Genomic DNA, 22,119 nt, shown 5'->3' with positions numbered 1-22,119 from the left:
ACGACACGCTGCCAACGGCGACCCCGCGGGTGTGGAATCGAGGCATGAGCACTTCCGTCCTGGTCGGCGCGGCGCCGCTGAGCCCCGCCGACGTCGTCGCCGTCGCCCGTCACGGGGCCCGCGTCTCGCTCGACGCCGCGGCCCTCGAGCGGGTGGCGGCCTCTCGCGCCCTCATCGAGCGCCTCGCCGACGACCCGCACCCGCACTACGGCGTCTCGACCGGGTTCGGCGCCCTCGCGACGACCTTCATCGCGCCCGAGCGCCGTCGTCAGCTGCAGGCGAGCCTCATCCGCTCGCACGCCGCCGGCACCGGCGACCCCGTCGAAGACGAAGTGGTGCGCGCTCTGCAGCTGCTGCGTCTGCAGACTCTGATGTCGGGCCGCACCGGCGTGCGACCGGTCGTCGTCGAGACCTATGCCGCGATGCTCGACGCCGGCATCACGCCGCTCGTGCGGGAGTACGGCTCGCTCGGCTGCTCTGGCGACCTCGCGCCGCTGTCGCACGTGGCCCTGGCCGCGATGGGCGAGGGTGAGGTGCGCGTGGACGGAGTCGTGCAGCCCGCCGCAGAGGCGCTCGCGGCGGCATCCCTCTCCCCGCTCGTGCTGGAGGAGAAAGAGGGGCTCGCCCTCATCAACGGCACCGACGGCATGCTCGGGATGCTGCTGCTCGCCCTCGACGACCTGTCGGTGCTGCTCGAGACCGCCGACATCGCGGCGGCCATGTCGATCGAGAGCCAGCTGGGCACCGATGCCGTCTTCGCCGCCGACCTCATGGCGCTGCGGCCACAGGTGGGGCAGGCGGCGTCGGCCGCGAACCTGCGTGCGCTGCTGGCCTCGTCGCCCATGGTCGCCTCGCACGCCGGCCCCGAGGACGGCCGCGTGCAGGACGCCTACTCGCTGCGCTGCGCGCCGCAGGTGCACGGCGCCGCCCGCGACACCGCCGACCATGCCGCGCTCATCGCCTCGCGCGAGCTGGCGGCCGCCGTCGACAACCCCGTGATCGCCGACGACGGCCGGGTGCGCTCGAACGGCAACTTCCACGGGGCTCCGGTCGCGTATGTGCTGGACTTCCTCGCGATCGCGGTGGCCGACGTCGCCTCGATCTCGGAGCGGCGCACCGACCGCGCGCTCGATGTCGCCCGCAGCCACGGCCTGCCGCCGTTCCTGGCCGACGAGGTCGGCGTCGACTCCGGGCTCATGATCGCGCAGTACGCGGCGGCGGGGATCGTCTCGGAGCTCAAGCGCCTCGCCGTGCCCGCGTCGGTCGACTCGATCCCGTCGTCGGCGATGCAGGAGGACCACGTGTCGATGGGCTGGTCGGCCGCGCGCAAGCTGCGCCGGGCGCTCGACGGTCTGGCCCGCGTGCTGGCTGTCGAGGTCATCACGGGCGCCCGCGCGCTCGACCTGCGCGCTCCGCTGCAGCCGGGGCCGGGCACCGGCGCCGTGCGCGACCTCGTGCGTGCGGCCGGTGTCGCCGGCCCTGGGCCCGACCACTGGGTCTCGCCCGACATCGAGACCGTGACCGCACTGGTGCGCGCCGGCGACGTAGCCCGCGCCGGGCTTCCGTCTACGGACGCGACGCGCCGCGCGGGCGCGAGGTCGGACGGCGCGTCGTGACCGTAATCGGATGGGAAGAGAAGGGGAAGACGAGATGACACGATCGATCAGGGCACCGCGCGGCCCCGAGCGCACCGCGAAGAGCTGGGGAGCCGAGGCGGCGAAGCGGATGCTGATGAACAACCTCGACCCCGAGGTCGCCGAGCATCCTGAGGACCTCGTCGTCTACGGCGGCACCGGACGCGCGGCCCGCAGCTGGGAGGCGTTCGATGCGATCGTGCGCACCCTCGACGAGCTCGAGCCCGACGAGACGCTGCTCGTGCAGTCGGGCAAGCCCGTCGGCGTGTTCCGCACGCACGAGTGGGCGCCGCGGGTGCTGATCGCCAACTCGAACCTGGTGGGCGATTGGGCGACGTGGCCCGAGTTCCGGCGGCTCGAAGAGCTCGGACTCACGATGTACGGCCAGATGACGGCCGGGTCGTGGATCTACATCGGCACGCAGGGGATCCTCCAGGGCACCTACGAGACCTTCGCGGCGGTCGCGCGGTCGCTCGGCCGCGACTCGCTCGCCGGCACCCTCACCCTGACGGCCGGCTGCGGCGGCATGGGCGGCGCGCAGCCGCTCGCCGTCACGATGAACGACGGCGCCGTGCTGATCGTCGACGTCGACGAGTCGCGGCTCGCCCGCCGGGTCGCCCACGGCTACCTCGACGAGTACACGACCGACCTCGACGCCGCGATCGCGCGGGTGGTCGGTGCGAAGGAGGCCGGCGAGGCGCTGTCTGTGGGCCTGGTCGGCAATGCCGCTGAGATCTTCCCCGAGCTGCTGCGCCGCGGGGTGCCGATCGACATCGTCACCGATCAGACGAGCGCCCACGACCCCCTCGCGTACCTGCCGATCGGGGTGGCGTTCGACGACTGGAAGGCCGCCGCATCCGCCGACCCAGAGGGTTTCACCGAGCGCGCCCGCACGTCGATGGCGGCGCACGTCGCGGCGATGGTGGGCTTCCAGGATGCCGGGGCCGCCGTCTTCGACTACGGCAACTCGATCCGCCGCGAGGCCGAGCTGGGCGGCTTCAACCGCGCCTTCGCCTTCCCGGGGTTCGTGCCCGCCTACATCCGGCCGCTGTTCGCCGAGGGCAAGGGACCGTTCCGCTGGGTCGCACTCTCGGGTGACCCTGCGGACATCGCCAAGACGGATCGGGCCGTCGCCGAGCTCTTCCCCGAAGACGCCGCGCTGCACCGCTGGCTCGACAAGGCCGGCGAGAAGGTGCACTTCGAGGGGCTGCCGGCGCGCATCTGCTGGCTCGGCTACAAGGAGCGGCACCTGGCGGGCCTGAAGTTCAACGAGATGGTCGCCTCTGGCGAACTGGCAGGGCCCATCGTGATCGGTCGCGACCACCTCGATTCGGGCTCGGTCGCCTCGCCCTACCGCGAGACCGAGGCGATGGCCGACGGCTCGGATGCGATCGCCGACTGGCCGCTGCTGAACGCCCTGCTGAACACCGCGAGCGGAGCCTCGTGGGTGTCGCTGCACCACGGCGGCGGGGTGGGCATCGGCCGTTCGATCCACGCCGGGCAGGTCACGGTCGCCGACGGGTCGGCCCTCGCCGCCGAGAAGCTCGAGCGGGTGCTGATCAACGACCCCGGCACCGGCGTCATGCGCCACGTCGACGCCGGCTACGAGCGTGCCCGCGAGGTGGCCGCCGAGCGCGGCCTAAAGGTGCCGATGCTGTGAACGGCATACCGGCGGGCGAGGCGGATGCGGCGGCGACGCTGCTGACGAACATCGGCGAGCTGACCACCAACGTCGGCTCCGACGGCGACCCGTGCGGCACGCTGCGGGACGCCGCCGTGCTGCTGGTCGGCGACCGCATCGCGTGGGTGGGCCCTGCCGCCGACGCCCCGCTGGACGTACGGGTCGTCGACGCGGGCGGACGCGCCGTCATCCCGGGATTCGTCGACTCGCACACGCACCTCGTGTTCGGCGGCGACCGGGCCGAGGAGTTCGCGGCGCGCATGGCGGGGCAGCCCTATGCCGCCGGCGGCATACGCACGACGGTGGCAGCCACCCGCGCCGCGACCGATGACGAGCTGCGCCGCCGCCTGGCCGGCTTCGTCGCCGAACTGCACGGGCAGGGCACGACGACCTTCGAGATCAAGACCGGCTATGGGCTCACGGTCGACGACGAGGAGCGCCTCGCCCGGCTGGCAGCCGAAGTCACGCCGGAGGTCACGTTCCTGGGGGCCCACGTCGTGCCCGCGGAGTACGCCGACCGACGAGACGACTACGTCGACCTCGTCACCGGCCCCATGCTGCGCGCCTGCGCGCCGCACAGCCGCTGGATCGACGTGTTCTGCGAGACCGGCGCCTTCACCCCGGACGAGACCGAGCGCATCCTCGCCGCCGGCATCGCGCACGGCCTCGCGCCGCGGCTGCACGGCAATCAGCTCGGCCCCGGCGACGGTGTGCGTCTCGCGGTGGAGTACGCCGCGGCATCCGTCGACCACTGCACGTACCTGACCGACGACGACATCGCGCTGCTGGCGGAGAGCGACACCGTCGCGACGCTGCTGCCGGGCGTCGAGTTCTCGACCCGCCAGCCCTATCCGAGCGCGCGGCGGCTCATCGATGCCGGCGTGACGGTGGCCATCGCCAGCGACTGCAACCCGGGGTCGAGCTTCACGAGCTCGATGCCGCTCATGATCGCCCTGGCCGTGCGCGAGATGGGGATGACACCCGCCGAGGCGGTCTGGGCGGCCACCGCGGGCGGAGCGCGGGCACTGCGCCGCGACGACGTGGGCGTCATCACGCCCGGGGCGCGCGCCGATCTCGTACTGCTCGACGCTCCGAGCCGCACGCACCTCGCCTACCGGCCCGGTGTGCCGCTCGTCGGCACCGTGTGGAAGAGCGGCTCGCCCCTCTAGCCGATGCCGGGGGCGTCGAACTCCCACCGGTCGGGGTCGAGCGCGGTCGCGACGTCCCAGTTGGAGGCCGCCCACATGAAGCGCGCGACGGCGCAGGTCGGCATGTGCGAGATGCCGCCGTCCGACAGCCGCTCGGCGAGCACCGTCATGCCGGGGTCGTGCGCCACGACCATGACCGACCCGAGCCCGGTAGCCGCCGCGACCTCGAGCAGCACCGACGCGGGTGCGCCGTAGAGCTCCTCGTCGCTGGTCACCGCGAGCCCGAGGGCGTCGGCGAAGGCCGCCGCCGTCGACTGCGCGCGCACGGCGGTGCTCGCCAGCAGCACGTCGGGGCGGAATCCGGTGGCGACCAGACGCCGCGCCATCGCGGGCGCGTCCCGGCGCCCTCGGGCGTTCAGCGGTCGATCGTGGTCGGGGAGACCCGCGTGCCCCCAGTCGCTCTTGGCGTGCCGCACGAGCACCAGTTCGATCGTCATCCGACCCTCCCCGCGAGAAGCTCCAGCACGCACAGCGCCGCCAGCCGCACCGTGCGCTGATCGTCGGTATCGGCGGTCGCATCGACCTCGGCGATGTCGGCGCTGACCACTCTGGGCTCGCGGGCGATGCCCCGAACGAGCGCGCGTAGCTCCCACGCGGCCAGCCCTCCGGGCACGGACGCGGGGCAGCCGGGGGCGACGGCGCGGTCGCACACATCGACGTCGACATCGAGATGGATGCTGCCGCCGCCGGCCCCGGCGACCTCCAGCGCGGTCGCCACGACATTGTCGATCCCGCGCCTGCGCACCTCGTCGAGCGTGATGACGGTGATGCCCCATTCGGCGGCGCGCCGGGCATAGGCCACGGAGTTGGCGAAGTCGGCGATGCCGATCTGCACGATACGTCGAGGGTCGAGCCCGCCCTCGACGAGCCGGCGCACCGGCGAGCCGTTGGAGACGCCGTCGCGCAGGTCGAAGTGCGCGTCGAGCGTGACGAGGCCCGCCGCGGCCGACCCCTGTGCGACAGCGACCGTGACGGAGTTGTCACCGCCGAGGGCGATCACCAAACCCGCCCGCTCTCGGAGCTCGCGGACGCGGGCGCGGGTGCGCGCCTCGCCCTCGGCGCCGTCGGGCTCGACGATGTCGCCGGCGTCCACGATGCGCAGCGCCTCGTTCAGGTCGAGCGCTTCGCCCACGAGCGTCGGGCTGTAACGGGCGAGCGCCGCGCGCACAGCGGCGGGAGTCTCGTGGGCGCCCGTCGGCGAGAGCGAGGTGCGCCAGGCGGGCACGCCCAGCAGGGCCGCGTCGAGGTCGCCCGCGAGGTCGTCGAAGGCAGGCCAGCCGCCTGCGCGGGGCCAGAAGGGGTCGTGGCTGAGGCTCATCGGCTTCCGTCGTCGGAGTGGTCGTGGTGGTCGAAGGGAGGGCTCATCGGCTCGAGAAGTAGGCCCACGCCTCGCGGCCGCTGTCGAGCGTCACGGTGCCCCGGCGGAACAGCGACATCTCGAACTGGTCGGCCGCGTCGAGCTCCTGTTCGGTCAGCAGGAGCAGCTCGCCGACCACTTTGTCGTGCGAGTTGCCTGTCCGTCGCAGCATGGGGTGCGAGGCGAGGCCGGTCAGCTCGCCGAAGCGGGTGTCTTCGACCTCGACGTAGTCGACGGTGTAGCCGGTGAGCACGGCGGCCTCCGTGGCGATGATGCGCCCGAAGGTGAGTCTGCGCAGATCGTCGCCCAGCAGCGCGCCGTAGCTGAACAGCAGCTGGTCGGCGGTCGTGCTCATGCGCTCAGGCTACCTAGCCGAGGAGGGCGTGCGCGATGGTGAAGATCGCGAGTCCGGCGAGGGCTCCGACGATCGTGCCGTTGAGTCGGATGTACTGCAGGTCGCGCCCCACCATGAGCTCGATCTTGGCCGTCGTCTCGGCGGCATCCCAGCGTTCGACGGTATCGGTGATGATCGAGGCGATGTCGTGACGGTAGCGATCGACGAGGAAGACGGCGGCATCGGTCACCCACCCGTCGACCCGCTGCTGCAGCGGTCTCTCGGTGGCCAGGCGCGTGCCGATCTCGCCGAGGGCGTCGGCCAGCCGCCGGCGCAGCGCGCTGCCCGGATCGGCCAGCGACGTCAGGAGCCCGGCCTTCGCGGTCTCCCACGCCTGCGCCGCGAGCTCGCGCACCCGCGGGCTGTCGAACACCGATCCCTTCGCGTCTTCGAGGCGCCCGATCGTCGTGGGGTCGTGCTGCAGGTTGTCGGCGAGCCGGGCGAGGTAGCCGTCGACGGCGCGGCGGGCCGGATGCTGCGGGTCGGCCTGAACGGCGGCCACGAACTTCACCGCCTCGCTGTAGACCGTGTCGTCGACGAGGCGGTGCGCGATGGACGGCACCCACCCGGGAAGCCGTCGGGAGACGAGGCCGCCGAAGGCCGCCCGATTGGCGGCGAGCCACACGGCGATGCTGTCGACGGCGAGGTCCACCGCGCCGCGGTGGGCGCCGGCATCCACGATCCGCTCCAGCCATCCGCCGAGGGCCGGCGCCCACTCGGGGGCGATGAGGTGCTCGCGTGCGAGGTCGGTCAACACGTCCTGCACGTCGTCGTCGCTGAGCGCCTCGAGCACGCCCGAGGCCATCAGCGACGCCTCGGCGCCGACACGCTCGGCATGCTCGGGCACCGCGAGCCATTCGCCCAGGCGCGCCGCGATCGCCGTCGTCTCGAGCTTCGCGCGCACGACGTCGCCGCGGAGGAACTCGGTCTCGACGAACTCGCCGAGGGTCGCCCCGATCTCGTCCTTGCGGTTCGGGATGATCGCGGTGTGCGGAATGGGGATGCCGAGCGGATGCCGGAACAGCGCCGTCACCGCGAACCAGTCGGCCAGCGCGCCCACCATGCCGCCCTCGGCCGCCGCGCGCACGTAGGCCATCGCGGGGTAGGTGGTCTGCAGCGTGAACGCGACGACGAACAGCACCGCCATGAACAGCAGCGCACCGAGGGCCACGCCCTTCATCGTGCGCAGCCCGCGGCGCCGTTCGAGGTCGGCGGGGCTCAGCGGCGCGGCGGCGGGGCGTGCCATCGGCTCAGTCCTCCGCCGGCCCCAGCCACGCCGCGGCCACGGTCGAGTGCGCCGACTCGGGGTCGGAGGGGTGGAAGAGGCCAGCGAGCACGTCGCGGTAGAGGCGGCCGAGCTCGGAGCGGGAGAAGTACGACGAGCCGCCGGCGACCAGCACGGCCTCGTCGACGACCGACTTCGCCGTCGTCACGGCGCGGTGCTTGACGCCGCTCATGTACGAGAACCAGCGGGCGTCGGTGGGCGCGACCTCGTCGACGGCGCGGCAGAGGGCCTCGATCTGCGGGGGCAGGGCGTCGTAGGCGAGGGCCATCTCGGCGATGCGCCACCGGATGTCGGGGTCTTGCGCATAGCTGCGACCCGTCTTCTTCGAGGGGCGCTTGTTCGCCGTCTCCACCGCGAGGTCGAGCGCGCGTCGCGCGATGCCGGTGTAGACCGAGGCCAGCAGCAGCTCGAAGACGCTGAAGATGCCGAACACGATGGGGTCGGGGGTGGGCCCAGGCGGCACCCGCCGCACGACGCGGTCGGCGGGGGCGACGGCCCCGTGCAGCTCGGTCGTGCGCGACTGCGTGCCGCGCATGCCCACGGTGTCCCAGTCGCCGCGGGTCACGACCGCCTCGGTGCGCGGCACGAAGGCGTAGACGAGCTTCGGGGCGCCTGGTGAAGTGGTGTCGAGGCCGTGCAGGCCCAGCTGCGTCCACACCGGGGCGAGCGAGGTGAAGATCTTGGTGCCGGTGAACGCGTAGCCGCCGTCGGGCTGGGGTGCGGCATCCGTGTCGCTGCCGAAGAGCACCAGGTCGTTGCCGGCCTCGCTGATGCCGAAGGCGAACACCTCACCGGCGGCGGCGCCGGCCTGCACGAAGGTCAGGTCGTCGATGCCGCGGTCGGCGAGCACCTTGGCGACGCCCGTCCAGACGAGGTGCATGTTGATCGCGAGCGCCGTCGCGGGCGCGGCGCCGGCGAGACGCTGCTGCAGCAGCGAGGCCTCGGCGAGCCCCAGTCCCGCGCCGCCCAGCTCGGTCGGCACGAGGATCGCGAGATAGCCGGCCGCGGTCAACTCGTCGAGGTCGTCCTGCGGAAAGGTGTTGTCGCGGTCGTGCACGGCGGCGCGCTCGCGGATGCGGTCGAGCAGGTCGTCGGGAAGGATCGACGCCGGATCGAAGACGCCGCTCATGCGAGCGCCTCGCGCAGCTGTCGGAGGGTCTCGTCGGGGTCGTCGCGGTGCGGCGAGTGCCCGGCGCCGGCGACGACCGACACCGTCACGACGGGATTGGCCCGCACCTCGTCGACGAGCGCGCCCGCGAAGATCGAGTAGACCCGCGGATCGCTCGCGATGACGTGGGTCGGCACGCGCAGACGCAGGGCGGCCTCACGCACGTCCCAGCGCGAGTTCTGGATGCTGGTCTGCTCGACCGCCCATCGACTGGCCTGCTGGGCCGACACCGCCTTGAGCTCGATGTCTTGGGGATGCCAGTTCGGATGCTCCGCGCGCACGAACGCGACCGTGGGATCGGCGAACGACGCCTCCTGGCTCTCGCGGACGATCTCGCGGTCGTGCGCCGACAGGTGGATCGCCGGGTCGATCAGCACGAGGCGGCGGGTCCACTCCGGGTCGTCGGCCGCGGCGAGGGTGGCGGCCGCGCCGCCGAGCGAGTGGCCGATCACGAGGTCCCACCTGCCGGCCGCGCCGTCGGGGCGTGTGGCGGCGATATCAGCCGTGTAAGCCGGGATCGTGTAGTCCAGCGCGCGGGGAGCGGCGCCGTGGCCGCGCAGGTCGACGGCGTCGGCCCGCCAGCCGTCATCGGCCAGCGCCGCGCCGTAGCGCCACATGAGTGCGCCGTTCGAGCCGAGGCCGTGCACCAGCAGGGCACGACGGGGAGCGAGCGGGTCGCCCCACGAGAGGCGGGGGAGCGTGACGGGTGCGGGCATGGCTTCAGCCTACGACCGCGCGCTCAGGTGATGACGGGCACCGGCTCGGTGTCGGGGATGGGGCTCGCGTCGCGGCCCCTCAGGTCGGGGAAGCCGCGCACGAAGACGACCGAGACGATCAGGCCCACGGCGGCGAAGCCGGCCGCTGCCCAGTACGCGCCGACCGGTCCGGTGCCGTCGATGAGGAAGCCCGCGACGGCGGAGCCGGCGGCCGCGCCGATGAGCTGGCCCGTGCCGACCCAGCCGTAGGCCTCTGCCGTGTCGCTGAACTTGACGCTGGCAGAGGTCATCGCGAACAGCACCGCGAGGGCCGGTGCGATGCCGATGCCGGCGAGCACGAGGGTGCCGCCCAGCCACCAGACGTTGAGCGAGACCGTCGTCAGGGCGATGCCGACCGTGACGATCCCGAGGCGCCGCGCCATCGCCCACGGCCCGATCGGCACGTGTCCGAAGCTGAGGCCGCCGGCGAGGCTCCCCACCGAGAAGAGGGCCAGCACGATGCCGGCCTCCAGCCCCCCATGGCCGAACGAGGCCACGACGCCGGCCTCGACCGCCGCGCAGGCGCCGATGAGCAGCAGGCCGATGATCGTCGCCAGCAGCACGGCGGGCTTGGCGAGCACCTTGCCGAAGCTGCGACGGCTGCGCGGGATGCGCACACGCCCGACCTCGGGGGAGAGGATGAACCACGCCCCGCCGCCGATCAGGATGACGACGATCAGCAGCAGCGCGGGCACCGTACCCGCCTGCGTCGCGACGAAGGTGATGAGAACGGGCGCCAGGATCCAGATGATCTCCTGCAACGACGCGTCGAGCGAGAACAGCGGAGTGAGCTGGCGGGAGTTGACGAGCTTCGGATAGATCGTGCGCACCGCCGACTGCACGGGCGGCGTGGACAGCCCCGCGATGAGCCCCAGCGCCATGTAGGCCGGCAGCACCATCTCGCCGAGGGCGAGCACCGTGAGGGCGACGGCGCAGATCGTGAGGGTGAGGGTGAGCACCTTGCGCATGCCCCAGATGCCCATCCACCGGCTCGTGACGGGGCCGGCGATCGCCTGCCCGACGGAGGTCGCCGCCAACACCAGCCCTGCCGCGCCGTAGGAGCCCGTGACGTGCTCGATGTGCAGCAGGATCGCCAGGCTCGTCATGCCGTTGGGGAACCGCGCCGTCAGCTGCGCCGCGATGATGCGCCCGACACCCGGAGTGCGCAGGAGTTCGCGGTAGGTGGGCACTCCTCAACGCTACTCGCCCCGGCCGCAGCCGCGACACGCCGACGGGCGTCCTCCACAGGCTCTCGCGATGTCGGAGGCCCCTTCTAGCGTGTGATCTGTGGACAGCGGATGCGGCGGCATCCGAATTCCGCATGATTCAGGCGTTTTGGCGAACCTGTCGACTGTGGATGAAACGGTGGAGAACCTGTGTTGTACATGGGGAGAGCGGTGGAAAACTACACGGATGTAACTACTATCCCTTGTGGTGCTATCCAATGTCGGCACCCATATGTAGTATTGGACTCCCGGCGGGGGCTCTGCCGGTCAGAACGTTGAGAACGAGGGGAGAGACGGACACCATGGCGATCACCGTCTACACGAAGCCGGCCTGTGTGCAGTGCACCGCGACGTACCGCGCGCTGGACTCCAAGGGCCTGGAGTACGAGGTTCACGACCTGTCGCAGGACCCGGCCGCGCTCGAGCAGGTCAAGGCGCTCGGCTACCTGCAGGCGCCCGTCGTGATCACCGACGAAGACCACTGGTCGGGCTTCCGCCCCGACAAGATCGACGAGCTCGCCTCGCGCCTGGGTTGACCCTCATGAGCACGGTGGCCACGAGCGCCCCGCTGCTCGTGTACTTCTCCAGCATCTCGGGGAACACCGCCCGCTTCATCGACAAGCTCGATCTGCGGGCGGTGCGCATCCCTCTCCACGCGTCGGACGGCCCGCTCACCGTCGAGGAGCCGTTCGTTCTGGTCACCCCCACCTACGGGGGAGGCCAGGGGCGCGGTGTGGAGAAGGGCGCCGTTCCCAAGCAGGTCATCCGATTCCTCAACGATGAGGGCAACCGGAGCCTGATCCGCGGGGTCATCTCCGCGGGCAACACCAACTTCGGCGAGCAGTTCTGCGTCGCCGGAGACATCATCAGCCGCAAGTGCCGTGTGCCGCACTTGTACCGGCTCGAACTTTTCGGCACGCAGGACGACGTCGATCGCGTGAGCGACGGATTGGAACGATGGTGGAATCTGCAGTGAAGACCGAGGCGGAATTCAAGACCGACCCGCGATTCGAGGGTCTCGACTACCACGCGCTCAACGCGATGCTCAACCTCTACGGCGCCGACGGCCAGATCCAGTTCGACGCCGACAAGCGCGCCGCGCGGGAGTACTTCCTGCAGCACGTGAACCAGAACACGGTGTTCTTCCACTCCCTCAAGGAGCGCCTCGACTACCTCGTCGAGAAGCAGTACTACGAAGGCGCCGTGCTCGAGAAGTACCCCTTCGAGTTCATCCAGCAGCTCAACGACCGCGCCTACGGCGCGAAGTTCCGCTTCGAGACGTTCCTCGGGGCGTTCAAGTACTACACGAGCTACACGCTGAAGACCTTCGACGGCAAGCGCTACCTCGAGCGTTTCGAAGACCGCGTCGTGATGACGGCGCTGGGCCTGGCCGACGGCGACCAGCAGCTGGCCGTCGCGCTCGTCGACGAGATCGTCTCCGGTCGCTTCCAGCCGGCGACCCCCACCTTCCTCAACACCGGCAAGGCGCAGCGCGGCGAGCTCGTGAGCTGCTTCCTGTTGCGCATCGAAGACAACATGGAGTCGATCGCCCGCGGCATCAACTCGGCCCTCCAGCTGAGCAAGCGCGGCGGCGGCGTCGCACTCCTGCTGTCGAACATCCGCGAAGCCGGCGCCCCGATCAAGCAGATCGAGAACCAGTCCAGCGGCATCATCCCCGTGATGAAGCTGCTCGAAGACTCCTTCTCGTACGCCAACCAGCTCGGCGCACGTCAGGGCGCGGGTGCCGTGTACCTCTCGGCGCACCACCCGGACATCCTCAAGTTCCTCGACACCAAGCGCGAGAACGCCGACGAGAAGATCCGCATCAAGACACTGTCGCTCGGCGTCGTGATCCCCGACATCACCTTCGAGCTGGCACGTAACGGCGAAGACATGTACCTGTTCTCGCCGTACGACGTCGAGAAGGTCTACGGAGTGCCGTTCGGCGACATCTCGGTCACCGAGAAGTACCGCGAGATGGTCGACGACGCGCGCATCAAGAAGACCAAGATCAATGCGCGCGAGTTCTTCCAGACCCTCGCCGAGATCCAGTTCGAGTCGGGCTACCCGTACATCATGTTCGAAGACACGGTGAACAAGGCCAACCCGATCAAGGGCCGCATCAACATGTCGAACCTGTGCTCGGAGATCCTGCAGGTCAACACGCCGACGTCGTACAACGAAGACCTTTCGTACGCCGAGATCGGCAAGGACATCTCGTGCAACCTGGGCTCGATGAACATCGCGCTCGCGATGGACGGCAAGGACCTCGCCGGCACGGTGGAGACCAGCATCCGCGCCCTCACCGCCGTCAGCGACCAGAGCCACATCGCCTCCGTCCGCTCGATCGAAGACGGCAACGACCGCTCGCACGCGATCGGCCTGGGGCAGATGAACCTGCACGGCTACCTCGCCCGCGAGCACGTGCGCTACGGCTCCGAAGAGGGTCTGGACTTCACGAACATCTACTTCTACACGGTGCTGTTCCACGCCCTGCGCGCGTCGAACAGCATCGCGATCGAGCGCGGCACGGCCTTCGACGGCTTCGCCGACTCGACCTACGCGTCGGGGGAGTTCTTCGACAAGTACATCGACGAGGAGTGGGTGCCCCAGACCGAGCGGGTCGTCGAGCTGTTCGCCGGCATCGACATCCCCACGCAGGACGACTGGCGCGAGCTCAAGGCCTCGATCCAGGAGCACGGCATCTACAACCAGAACCTGCAGGCCGTTCCGCCGACCGGATCGATCTCGTACATCAACAACTCGACGAGCTCGATCCACCCGATCGCGTCGAAGATCGAGATCCGCAAGGAAGGCAAGATCGGCCGCGTCTATTACCCGGCGCCGTTCATGACGAACGAGAACCTGCCGTTCTACGAGGACGCCTACGAGATCGGCTACGAGAAGGTCATCGACACGTATGCGGCGGCCACCCAGCACGTCGACCAGGGTCTGTCGCTGACGCTGTTCTTCAAAGACACCGCCACCACGCGCGACATCAACAAGGCGCAGATCTACGCGTGGCGCAAGGGCATCAAGACGATCTACTACATCCGCCTGCGCCAGATGGCCCTCGAGGGTACGGAAGTGGACGGCTGCGTCAGCTGCATGCTGTGACCAGCCGCACCACCGCCCTCATCGACTCAGAAGACCGAGGAACATCGACATGACTCCCGAACCGCTCAAGCTCGTCGACCACGTGCAGGCGATCAACTGGAACCGCATCCAGGACGACAAGGACCTCGAGGTCTGGAACCGCCTGGTGAACAACTTCTGGCTGCCCGAGAAGGTGCCGCTGTCCAACGACGTGCAGTCGTGGGCGACGCTGACGCCTGAAGAGCAGACCACCACGATGCGGGTGTTCACGGGGCTCACCCTGCTGGACACCATCCAGGGCACGGTCGGCGCCGTCTCGCTCATCCCCGATGCGATCACCCCGCACGAAGAGGCCGTCTACACGAACATCGCGTTCATGGAGTCGGTGCACGCCAAGAGCTACTCGTCGATCTTCTCGACGCTGTGCTCGACGCCCGAGATCGACGACGCGTTCCGCTGGTCGGTGGAGAACCCGAACCTTCAGAAGAAGGCTCAGATCGTCATGGACTACTACCGCGGTGACGAGCCCCTCAAGCGCAAGGTGGCCTCGACGCTGCTGGAGTCGTTCCTGTTCTACTCGGGCTTCTACCTGCCGCTGTACTGGTCGTCGAAGGCCAAGCTCACGAACACGGCCGACATCATCCGCCTCATCATCCGCGACGAGGCCGTGCACGGCTACTACATCGGCTACAAGTTCCAGAAGGGCCTGGAGCGCATCTCGCAGGCCGAGCGCGACGACATCAAGGACTACACGTTCTCGCTGCTGTACGAGCTCTACGACAACGAGATCCAGTACACGCAGGACCTCTACGACGGCATCGGACTGACCGAAGATGTCAAGAAGTTCCTGCACTACAACGCCAACAAGGCCCTCATGAACCTGGGCTACGAGGCGATGTTCCCTTCGACGGTGACGAACGTCAACCCGGCGATCCTGTCGGCCCTCTCGCCGAACGCCGACGAGAACCACGACTTCTTCAGCGGGAGTGGATCGAGCTACGTCATCGGCAAGGCCGTCGCCACCGAAGACGAGGACTGGGACTTCTGACGCGAGACGCCTGAAAGGGGCCGAGAACCGCGGCATCGTGCGGTCCTCGGCCCCTTTTCGCGTTCCAGGAATACGGAGGACACCCAGTGTGGTCGGACCACTGATAGGGTGAAATGAATCGTTTCAGGCATGGAGGAGTGCAGTCATGAACAAGCGGCCTACGGTAGAAGAGCACCTGGCGTCGATGGGTGCCGCCGGCCGCCGGATCTGCGAGATCGACGCGAGCGAAGCCGGCGCCGGCAACATCTCGATCTGCGTCGACGAGTTGCCGCGCCTGCGCGACGTCTTTCCGATCTCCGAGCGCATCGAACTGCCGCTGCCCGCACCGCACCTCGTGGGTCGCACGCTTCTCGTGACGGGCTCGGGTCGGCGCCTGCGTCAGATCGCCGACGATCCTGCGGCTGCGATCGGTGCGGTCGTCGTGGACGGGGACGGTCTGCGGGCAGAGATGCTCACCTCACCGCGACGCGCGTTCGACAGACTCACGAGCGAGTTCAACTCGCACCTCGGCGTGCACGATGACCAGGTGGGTCGGCGCGACCTGCCGTTCCACGCCGTCGTCCACGCGCAGCCGCCGCATCTGACCCACCTCAGCCATATCCCCGCCTACCGCAGCGATCGTGCGATGAATGCCGCGATCCTTCGGTGGGAACCCGAGTCGATCGTCGCGCTGTCGAAGGGGATCGGTGTGCTCGAATTCATGGTGCCGGGGTCCACGACTCTGATGGATGCCAACGTGGCCCGATTGCGCGACGTCGAGATCGTCCTGTGGAGCAAGCACGGCACGATGTCTCGATCCGACGTCTCGGTGACACGGGCAGTCGACCGCGTCGAGTACGCGGAGACCGGCGCCAAGTACGAATACATGAATCTTCTCGCCGGGGGCAGGGGCGAAGGTCTCCTCCCCGAGGAGGTCCGCGCGGTCGCCGATGCGTTCGGAGTCGAATCCCCCTGGGTCGGCTGAATCGAGGAGAGCCCGGACGATGTGTGTGGGTGCCGCTCACGGATGAGCGGACAAGGCGCCGCGGTCAGTGGCCGGTCGGTGCGTCGCGCAGCATCCCCGATCTGAACGCGAAGGCCACCAGCTGGCCGCGGTCGCGGGCATCGAGCTTCATCATCGCCCGGTTCAGGTGGGTCTTGACGGTGTGCGGCGAGATGACGAGTTCGCGGGCGATGCGCTGGTTGTCCCAGCCTTCTGCTGCGTAGCGGACGAGGTCGCGCTCGCGTGCGGTCAGGCTCTCGACCCGAGAGACGAGTGCGGGGTCTGCGGGCTGCGCCGTTCGCGATCCCAGGTGGGCGATCACCGCCCGCGCGGCGCGCGGCGACAGACTCGCTTCGCCGCGCGCGACGGCGCCGACTGCCGCGACGAGTTCCTCGGGCTCCGCCGTCTTGCCGAGGAATCCGTCGGCACCGGCGCTGAGGGCCGCGATGACATCCTGGTCGGCGTCGAACGTCGTGAGCACGAGGATTCTCACGCCCGTGGTCCCCTCGTCGGCGCGAAGCCGTCGCACCGTCTCGACTCCGTCCATGATCGGCATCCGCAGATCGAGCAGCACGGCATCGGGCCGGGTGCGCTGGACCGCCTCGACACCCTGCCTGCCGTCAGCGGCCTCGGCGACCACGGAGATGCCGGCATCTTCGAGGATGCCGCGCAGCCCGGCACGGATCATCGCCTGGTCGTCGATGAGCACGACGGTGGTCATGGATTCTCCTTCTCGCCCGGGGTGAGGGGCAGACGCGCGCGAACCACGAAGCGACCGTCGCGGAGACCGGCCTGGATGCTGCCGCCGGCCAGTTCGACCCGCTCGCGCATGCCGACCAGGCCGAAACCGGATTCGCCGCTCCGCTCCAGTGGGGATGCCAGGTCGTTCGCGACGGTGAGGGTCACCATGCCCACGTCGGTCTCAGCCGAGATCGAGATGTCGCCTGCGCCGTGTCGGTGCGCATTGGTGAGGGATTCCTGCGCGACGCGGAACAGTGCGGCGTCGGCCAGCGGGTCGAGCCTGGCGGTCTCCAGCGCGCCCAGGCTCGCCTCGATCCGACGACCGGAGCGGGCGAGCAGCTCGATCACGCGCGGGATGTTCGCGGCGGTTGCCAGAGTGCGGTCGGAGTCGTCCTCGGTCTCGCGCAGCACGGTGAGGATGTCGGCCAGCTCACCGATGGTCGATCGTGTGACCGCCCGGATGACCTCCAGCGAGCGGCGGCTCCGCTGGGGGTCGTCTTCGAGGTGGCGGCGCGCGTTGGTGCTCTCGAGGTTGATGACGGCGAGCGAGTTCGCGACCGAGTCGTGCAGGTCCCGCGCGATGTGCAGCCGCTCGGCTCCCACCCGCCGGAGGACCTCGCTCTCCCGCACCGCGGCGGATGTGCGGGCCTGCTCCTCGAGCGAGTCGACGTGGTCCTGTTGCGTGCGAAGGGCTGTGCCGAACGCCATCACCGCTCCGGTCCACACCGGCAGCGCGAGTGCGACGGGGTCCCACAGCGGCACGCCGAACGCCAGCGGTGCGCCCAAGTACAGCACCGCTGCGTGCGCGGAACCGACCACGACCGTCGCACCGCGTGATCGGCGCAGTGGTACCGAGAACAGGCACACCTCCGCCAGTACCCAGACCACCAGCGCCGTCTGCGGGAACAGCAGGGCGAGCGCACTCGTGATGACCGATCCGCCCGCGGCCTCCAGGGGCGCGCGCCTGCGGACGACGAGGAGTGCGACCGATGTGAGTAGGAGCACAGCGGCTGCCCAGTGCGGCGCGAGGGGGCGTCCGTTGATCACCTGCATCCCGACGACACCGGCCAGCGTCACTCCGCCGACAAGGTCGAAGAACTCCTCCCACCGCGACCCCAGCCGCGCCCGCGTCGACGTCATCCTTCCATTCTCCCCGGGCGCGGCCCGCCCGTCACCGTGCGCCGACCGGCTCGACATGGGGGGCAGGGGTCGGTGAGACGTCCAGCCCCGCACCCTCGACGTCCAGGTCGGGCAGCATGCGATCGAGCCACCGCGGCAGCCACCATGCGGATCGTCCCAGGATGCTGAGCGTCGCCGGCACGAGCACCATGCGCACCAGGAAGGCGTCGGCGAGCACTCCCACGGCCAGCGCCAGGGCGATCGAGCCCACAAGAGACGACGGACTGAGCGCGAAGCCGGCGAACACGGCCGTCATGATCGCCGCCGCGGCGACCACAACGGGGGCAGAACGCTCGAATCCGGCACGGATCGCATCGCGCGGGGTCAGGCCGTGCCGGTACGCCTCCTGGATCCGCGAGACGAGGAAGACCTGATAATCCATCGCCAGGCCGAACAGGATGCCGGTCACCACGATGGGCAGCAGACTCAGCAGCGGATTGCCCTGCGGAGCCTGCACGAAGGCATCCAGCCACCCCCATTGGAAGACGGCGACGGTGGCCCCGAGTCCTGCGCCCAACGACAGGAGGAACCCCGCCGTGGCGATCAGCGGCACGAGCAGCGAACGGAAGAGCAAGACCAGAAGCAGCAGCGAGAGGCCGACGATGACGGCGAGGTAGGTCACGAGTGCGGTGCGCAGCTGTTCGTCCGAATCCAGACCCACAGCGGTGGCGCCGGTGACGGCCAGCTCCGCATCGTCGATGTCGAGAGAGCGGATATCGCGCACCAGCTGAACGGTGCTCTCGTCGAGGGGGCCGGAGTCGGCGAACACGGTGAGCATGGCCGTGCGTCCGTCGTCGGAGACGCCGCTCGGGATCACGGAGGCGACATCCGACAGGTCGCTGATCGCCTCCTGCGCATCTGCCTGCGCCGGGGTCACGTCGGAGTCCGTCTCGACCAGGACGACGAGAGGATCCTGCGCGCCGTCGCCGAACTTCTCAGCGACCAGTTCGTAGGCAGCGCGCTGCGTGGACTGCGGGTCTTCGCCGCCCGGTGTGGAGAGGGTGGTCTGCATGTCCAGCACGGGCAGCGAGCCGATGATCAGGATGGCGGCGGTCCCTACGAGAACGGCCCACGGCCGGCGGGTGACGTTGCGCGCCCACAGACCAGCCCACCGCGGAGTGCGCTCCGCGGTGCGCCTCGCGGCGCGCTGCGCGCGGGAGAGCGCGCGGGGTCCCATCCACGTCATCAGCGCGGGCAGCAGGGTGAGCGACATGACGACCGCCACCGCGACGGCGAACGCGGCGGCGAGCCCCATCTCGCCGATGAAGGGGATGCCCACGACGGTGAGCCCCACCAGGGCGATGATCACTGTCGTACCGGCGAACACGACCGAGGAGCCGGCTGTTCCGACGGCGCGTCCGACAGCCTCGTCGACCGACCGTCCGTGCTGGAGCTCGCTGCGGAATCGCGACAGGATGAACAGTCCGTAGTCGATGCCGACGGCCAGGCCGAGCATGACGGCGAGGATGGGGGTGACGGTGCCGATGGGCGAGAGTGCCGAGAACGCGAGGATGCCGAGGACACCGACACCGACGCCGACCAATGCCACGAGCATGTTCGCTCCTGCGGCGACGAGGGAGCCGAACGTGAGGAACAGGACGAGGAACGCGACGGCTGCGCCGACGACCTCGCTCGGCCCGAGGATCTCGGGGACGCCGCCGGCCAGCGATCCGCCGACCTCCACGGTCAGGCCGTGGGCGCGCAGCTCGTCTGCGATCGCCGAGAGGCCGTCGGCCGCGACGTGTGCCTGCTCTTCATCCATTTCGTCGAACTCGACCTGGATCACCACCGTCGTGGCGTCCTCCGACACGACGGGCCGAGCGGGGTCCAGCGGGTCGGACACCGACGTCACGTGTGTCAGCTCTGCCGCTTCCTGCCTCGCCGCCTCCAGCTGCGCGGCCTCGTCGGCGATCGCCCCGGAGTCGTGCTCGACCACCAGCTGGAGCGTGGGAGCGGCATCCTGATCGCCGAACGCGTCTTCGAGGGCCGACATCGCGCGGCTCGAGTCGGTGCCCGGCACGTCGAAGCCACCATCGGCGAAGCTCATGCCGGCGATCGCGATGCCGCCCGCTGCGACGAGCACGGTCAGCCAGGTGACCAGCATCGACCGCCGGTGGCGGCCGGAGAAGCGGCCGAGACGAGCAAGAAGCACAGCCATGGGGGACGTCCTTTCGACAAGCGGCGCGAGCGAGGCCCGCATCACCAACCTTCGCTTCGCCCCCTGGCTCGTCGCGTCGCCCTGGCGCAGGCAGGGGCGTACCGCATCCGCGGTATGCCGAGTGCTCTTGCCGTGCGGCGCGGCGGCAGAGCGGGCACGAGAGCACACTGGAGTCATGTCGATGACCCCGATCCTCACCGCCGTCCGCGCATTCGACGGCATCCTCGAGCTCGCCCCCGGGCCGGGCAGCGAGCACCCCGAGATCTCGTGGGGCGATCACTTCTTCTACTACGCGCCCGACGGGGAGGTGCCGCGCAACCGTCAGCCGTACGCGACGATCGTGACGAAGGACTACCCCGACGACGAGGAGTCGCGCCTCGGCGCCCCCGACCGCTGGCGGCTGAACATCCATGTCGGATCGGCCGTCTTCACCGAGCTGATCGGTCGCGCCCCCGAGCAGGCCGACGATGCAGCGGTGGACTACAGCGCCGTCGACGTGTTCATCCCGCATCCGCTCTACGGCGCCTACGGGTGGGTGAGCATCGTGAACCCGGACTCGGCGACGCTCGATCGCGCGGTCGAGGCGCTTCGCGGCGCGCACGAAGACGACCGGCGGCGCGTCGAGCGACGCCAGGAGCGGAGCACGACCGACTGAGCGGCGACTACTGCGGGTCGAACGCGATCCACATGTCGGTGCCGTCGGTGTTGTTCCACGCGATCGCGAGGTCGCCGTAGCTCGTGGTCTGCGGGGCGCTCGCGCCCGTCTCGATCGCGCTGAGCAGTTCGTCGCGGTCGGCCTGGTCGTCGAGCAGCTCGTCGAGGAGGCACGTGTAGGCGTCGCCGGTGGTGTCCTGCGCCTGCGTGTAGGCGATCCCATCGCCCGAGACGACGATGCCGGCGTCTTCGCCGCCGCACTTCTCGGCGACTTCGGCGGCCGTGGCCTCGGAGGCGGCGGAGCAGCCGGCCAGCAGCACGGCGGTCAGGGCGAGCAGGGGCACGGCGGCGCGGGCGGTGGAGAACACGTCGGCGAGCATAACCCGCCGACCTGTGGCATCGCGCATCGTCAGCGGCGCACCGACGCAGTGACGGTGAACTTGGCGTTGCGCGCGATCTGCCTCGTGGGCCCGACGAGCCGCTCGAGTGCGGGGCGGTAGCGCAGCGGCGAGTTCCACACGACCCACAGCTCGCCGCCGGGCGGCAGCACCCGCGCCGCGTCGGCGAACATCCGGGGGGCGATGAGGTCGGTCACGGCCGCGCCGGAGTGGAAGGGCGGGTTGAGCGCCACGAAGTCGGCCGAGGCAGCGGGCAGTGACGACAGCAGGTCGTCGCGCACGACGTCCACTCGGTCGGCCACGCCGTTCGCGGCGACCGTCGCGCGTGCCGACGCCACGGCGGCCGCCGACTGATCGCTCGCGTGCACGCGTCGAGACGGATGCTGCAGCGCGAGCCGCGTCGCGATCACACCCGTCCCGCACGCGAGATCGACCAGCATCCCGTCACCGTCGATCGCTGCGGGCAGGTGTTCGAGCAGCAGACGCGTGCCGATGTCGATCGCGGAACCGGCGAAGGCCCCGCCGTAGGCGCAGACGACGAGTCCGTCGTGCTCGGAGCGCCGCGGCTGCGGATCGACGCCGTCGTGCGGTTCGCGGGCGACGAGCACACGCGACTTCTGGCGCGCGTGGGTGACATCCAGCCGCGCGAACCTCCGGCCGAGCACACCGTTCATCGCGACCGTCATGTGCTTGAGGCGGCCGCCGGCGAACACCGTGACGTCGGGCGCGGCGTGCGCCGCGATGAGCCCCGCGATGTCGTCGAGCGCGTCGAGCGAGCGGGGGAGGCGCAGTAGCACGACGCGGGCGCCGCGCACGAGCGCGGGCTCGAGCGGCAGCGAGCGGAACGCCTCCGCGCCGCCGAGGGCGGCCGCATTGGCCGCGAGGGCCTGCTCGCCGGTGAGGGGATCCTGATGCACGCGGATGCCGGTGACCCCCGCGGCCGCCGCGCCGAGGGTGAGTGCACCGTACGCGTCGCCGATGACGACGAACTCCTCCGCCCCGAGCCCGGCCCGCGCCGACGCCGATTCGTCGAGGATGAGGCGGTCGGCAGCATCCGCCGCGACAAGCTCGGGCGCTTCGATGTCGGGCCACCGGCGCAGGGCATCGAAGGGGAAGGTCACCTGCCCACGGTAATGCGCCGCGCGGCACCGCCGC

Annotated in this window: 21 protein-coding genes; 9 read left to right on the top strand and 12 right to left on the bottom strand. The window is 70.1% G+C overall.

Annotation, left to right across the window (positions count from 1 at the left end):
• The first annotated feature begins 44 nt into the window (after window positions 1-44).
• From hutH to hutI, 3 genes are read left to right on the top strand one after another with little or no spacing between them, the layout of a single operon-like run.
• On the top strand, window positions 45-1,616 hold the full coding sequence (gene hutH, locus OAW74_RS07610) for a histidine ammonia-lyase (protein ID WP_262873695.1): 1,572 nt from the start codon (window positions 45-47) through the stop codon (window positions 1,614-1,616).
• Window positions 1,617-1,650: 34 nt separating this feature from the next.
• Entirely contained in the window at window positions 1,651-3,294 is a 1,644-nt protein-coding gene (gene hutU, locus OAW74_RS07605) for a urocanate hydratase (RefSeq protein ID WP_262873694.1), read from the top strand.
• Window positions 3,291-4,484, top strand: coding sequence for an imidazolonepropionase (gene hutI / locus OAW74_RS07600; RefSeq protein ID WP_262873693.1), 1,194 nt, complete (start codon window positions 3,291-3,293; stop codon window positions 4,482-4,484). The genes hutU and hutI overlap by 4 nt, the downstream gene beginning before the upstream one ends.
• On the opposite strand, the gene OAW74_RS07595 is transcribed toward hutI, so the two are convergent.
• The 7 genes from OAW74_RS07595 to OAW74_RS07565 are packed head-to-tail and all read right to left on the bottom strand — an operon-like array spanning window position 4,481 to window position 10,672.
• Window positions 4,481-4,960, bottom strand: a complete 480-nt coding sequence (locus tag OAW74_RS07595) for a SixA phosphatase family protein (RefSeq protein ID WP_262873692.1) — start codon at window positions 4,958-4,960, stop codon at window positions 4,481-4,483. The genes hutI and OAW74_RS07595 overlap by 4 nt on opposite strands.
• Complete coding sequence (locus OAW74_RS07590; protein ID WP_262873691.1) at window positions 4,957-5,841, bottom strand: agmatinase family protein; 885 nt, start codon at window positions 5,839-5,841, stop codon at window positions 4,957-4,959. Before OAW74_RS07590 ends, OAW74_RS07595 begins: the two co-directional genes overlap by 4 nt.
• Before the next feature lie 43 nt (window positions 5,842-5,884).
• Entirely contained in the window at window positions 5,885-6,235 is a 351-nt protein-coding gene (locus tag OAW74_RS07585; RefSeq protein WP_262873690.1) for a gamma-glutamylcyclotransferase, read from the bottom strand.
• A gap of 13 nt (window positions 6,236-6,248) precedes the next feature.
• Window positions 6,249-7,520 (bottom strand): DUF445 domain-containing protein, encoded by a 1,272-nt coding sequence (locus OAW74_RS07580; RefSeq protein WP_262873689.1) that lies wholly within the window; start codon window positions 7,518-7,520, stop codon window positions 6,249-6,251.
• A gap of 4 nt (window positions 7,521-7,524) precedes the next feature.
• Window positions 7,525-8,688 carry an acyl-CoA dehydrogenase family protein gene (locus OAW74_RS07575; RefSeq protein WP_262873688.1) on the bottom strand — a complete coding sequence of 388 codons (1,164 nt, stop codon included), beginning with the start codon at window positions 8,686-8,688 and terminating at the stop codon, window positions 7,525-7,527.
• The gene (locus OAW74_RS07570) at window positions 8,685-9,443 is read right to left on the bottom strand and encodes an alpha/beta fold hydrolase (RefSeq protein ID WP_262873687.1); all 759 of its coding nucleotides are present in this window, start codon (window positions 9,441-9,443) and stop codon (window positions 8,685-8,687) included. Before OAW74_RS07570 ends, OAW74_RS07575 begins: the two co-directional genes overlap by 4 nt.
• Before the next feature lie 23 nt (window positions 9,444-9,466).
• The gene (locus OAW74_RS07565; protein WP_262873686.1) at window positions 9,467-10,672 is read right to left on the bottom strand and encodes an MFS transporter; all 1,206 of its coding nucleotides are present in this window, start codon (window positions 10,670-10,672) and stop codon (window positions 9,467-9,469) included.
• Window positions 10,673-11,010: 338 nt separating this feature from the next.
• On the opposite strand from OAW74_RS07565, the gene nrdH reads away from it, so the two are divergent.
• The 5 genes from nrdH to OAW74_RS07540 all read left to right on the top strand — a co-directional run bounded on the left by nrdH (window position 11,011) and on the right by OAW74_RS07540 (window position 15,816).
• Window positions 11,011-11,244 (top strand): glutaredoxin-like protein NrdH, encoded by a 234-nt coding sequence (gene nrdH / locus OAW74_RS07560; RefSeq protein ID WP_262873685.1) that lies wholly within the window; start codon window positions 11,011-11,013, stop codon window positions 11,242-11,244.
• Window positions 11,245-11,249: 5 nt separating this feature from the next.
• Window positions 11,250-11,684, top strand: coding sequence for a class Ib ribonucleoside-diphosphate reductase assembly flavoprotein NrdI (nrdI, locus tag OAW74_RS07555; protein ID WP_262873684.1), 435 nt, complete (start codon window positions 11,250-11,252; stop codon window positions 11,682-11,684).
• Window positions 11,666-13,825 (top strand): class 1b ribonucleoside-diphosphate reductase subunit alpha, encoded by a 2,160-nt coding sequence (gene nrdE / locus OAW74_RS07550; protein ID WP_262873683.1) that lies wholly within the window; start codon window positions 11,666-11,668, stop codon window positions 13,823-13,825. The genes nrdI and nrdE overlap by 19 nt, the downstream gene beginning before the upstream one ends.
• 49 nt (window positions 13,826-13,874) lie before the next feature.
• Window positions 13,875-14,852 (top strand): class 1b ribonucleoside-diphosphate reductase subunit beta, encoded by a 978-nt coding sequence (gene nrdF / locus OAW74_RS07545; protein WP_262873682.1) that lies wholly within the window; start codon window positions 13,875-13,877, stop codon window positions 14,850-14,852.
• 145 nt (window positions 14,853-14,997) lie between these two features.
• Entirely contained in the window at window positions 14,998-15,816 is an 819-nt protein-coding gene (locus OAW74_RS07540) for a class II aldolase/adducin family protein (protein ID WP_262873681.1), read from the top strand.
• Between the two features lie 64 nt (window positions 15,817-15,880).
• Here the strand turns inward: OAW74_RS07540 and OAW74_RS07535 are convergent, their stop codons facing one another.
• The 3 genes from OAW74_RS07535 to OAW74_RS07525 are packed head-to-tail and all read right to left on the bottom strand — an operon-like array spanning window position 15,881 to window position 19,912.
• Entirely contained in the window at window positions 15,881-16,555 is a 675-nt protein-coding gene (locus OAW74_RS07535) for a response regulator (RefSeq protein WP_262873680.1), read from the bottom strand.
• Window positions 16,552-17,715, bottom strand: a complete 1,164-nt coding sequence (locus OAW74_RS07530) for a sensor histidine kinase (protein ID WP_262873679.1) — start codon at window positions 17,713-17,715, stop codon at window positions 16,552-16,554. The genes OAW74_RS07535 and OAW74_RS07530 overlap by 4 nt, the downstream gene beginning before the upstream one ends.
• Before the next feature lie 31 nt (window positions 17,716-17,746).
• Window positions 17,747-19,912: an MMPL family transporter gene (locus OAW74_RS07525; protein WP_262873678.1), complete on the bottom strand. Its 2,166-nt coding sequence runs from the start codon at window positions 19,910-19,912 to the stop codon at window positions 17,747-17,749.
• 175 nt (window positions 19,913-20,087) lie between these two features.
• Here OAW74_RS07525 and OAW74_RS07520 point away from each other — a divergent pair, with 175 nt between their 5' ends.
• Window positions 20,088-20,567: a DUF6194 family protein gene (locus OAW74_RS07520; RefSeq protein WP_262873677.1), complete on the top strand. Its 480-nt coding sequence runs from the start codon at window positions 20,088-20,090 to the stop codon at window positions 20,565-20,567.
• Window positions 20,568-20,574: 7 nt separating this feature from the next.
• Here OAW74_RS07520 and OAW74_RS07515 read toward each other — a convergent pair whose 3' ends face one another.
• Together OAW74_RS07515 and OAW74_RS07510 are read right to left on the bottom strand one after the other, a co-directional pair.
• A complete protein-coding gene (locus OAW74_RS07515; RefSeq protein ID WP_262873676.1) occupies window positions 20,575-20,934 on the bottom strand; it encodes a hypothetical protein in 360 nt (119 codons plus the stop codon).
• 41 nt (window positions 20,935-20,975) lie between these two features.
• A complete protein-coding gene (locus OAW74_RS07510; RefSeq protein WP_262873675.1) occupies window positions 20,976-22,085 on the bottom strand; it encodes a class I SAM-dependent methyltransferase in 1,110 nt (369 codons plus the stop codon).
• Window positions 22,086-22,119 lie beyond the last annotated feature (34 nt).

The organism is Microbacterium fluvii (assembly GCF_025515205.1).
Classification (GTDB): domain Bacteria; phylum Actinomycetota; class Actinomycetes; order Actinomycetales; family Microbacteriaceae; genus Microbacterium; species Microbacterium fluvii.
The sequence above is the reverse complement of the archived record's forward strand: the minus strand, read 5'-3'. Positions and strand labels throughout refer to the sequence as shown.

Coding starts and splice junctions, on each gene's coding strand:
- hutU (WP_262873694.1), top strand. CDS start 1,651: ATGACACGATCGATCAGGGCACCGCGCGGCCCCGAGCGCACCGCGAAG.
- OAW74_RS07595 (WP_262873692.1), bottom strand. CDS start 4,960: ATGACGATCGAACTGGTGCTCGTGCGGCACGCCAAGAGCGACTGGGGG.
- OAW74_RS07540 (WP_262873681.1), top strand. CDS start 14,998: ATGAACAAGCGGCCTACGGTAGAAGAGCACCTGGCGTCGATGGGTGCC.
- nrdF (WP_262873682.1), top strand. CDS start 13,875: ATGACTCCCGAACCGCTCAAGCTCGTCGACCACGTGCAGGCGATCAAC.
- nrdI (WP_262873684.1), top strand. CDS start 11,250: ATGAGCACGGTGGCCACGAGCGCCCCGCTGCTCGTGTACTTCTCCAGC.
- OAW74_RS07575 (WP_262873688.1), bottom strand. CDS start 8,688: ATGAGCGGCGTCTTCGATCCGGCGTCGATCCTTCCCGACGACCTGCTC.
- OAW74_RS07585 (WP_262873690.1), bottom strand. CDS start 6,235: ATGAGCACGACCGCCGACCAGCTGCTGTTCAGCTACGGCGCGCTGCTG.
- OAW74_RS07530 (WP_262873679.1), bottom strand. CDS start 17,715: ATGACGTCGACGCGGGCGCGGCTGGGGTCGCGGTGGGAGGAGTTCTTC.
- nrdH (WP_262873685.1), top strand. CDS start 11,011: ATGGCGATCACCGTCTACACGAAGCCGGCCTGTGTGCAGTGCACCGCG.
- hutH (WP_262873695.1), top strand. CDS start 45: ATGAGCACTTCCGTCCTGGTCGGCGCGGCGCCGCTGAGCCCCGCCGAC.
- OAW74_RS07535 (WP_262873680.1), bottom strand. CDS start 16,555: ATGACCACCGTCGTGCTCATCGACGACCAGGCGATGATCCGTGCCGGG.
- nrdE (WP_262873683.1), top strand. CDS start 11,666: ATGGTGGAATCTGCAGTGAAGACCGAGGCGGAATTCAAGACCGACCCG.
- OAW74_RS07580 (WP_262873689.1), bottom strand. CDS start 7,520: ATGGCACGCCCCGCCGCCGCGCCGCTGAGCCCCGCCGACCTCGAACGG.
- OAW74_RS07570 (WP_262873687.1), bottom strand. CDS start 9,443: ATGCCCGCACCCGTCACGCTCCCCCGCCTCTCGTGGGGCGACCCGCTC.
- OAW74_RS07520 (WP_262873677.1), top strand. CDS start 20,088: ATGTCGATGACCCCGATCCTCACCGCCGTCCGCGCATTCGACGGCATC.
- OAW74_RS07590 (WP_262873691.1), bottom strand. CDS start 5,841: ATGAGCCTCAGCCACGACCCCTTCTGGCCCCGCGCAGGCGGCTGGCCT.
- OAW74_RS07525 (WP_262873678.1), bottom strand. CDS start 19,912: ATGGCTGTGCTTCTTGCTCGTCTCGGCCGCTTCTCCGGCCGCCACCGG.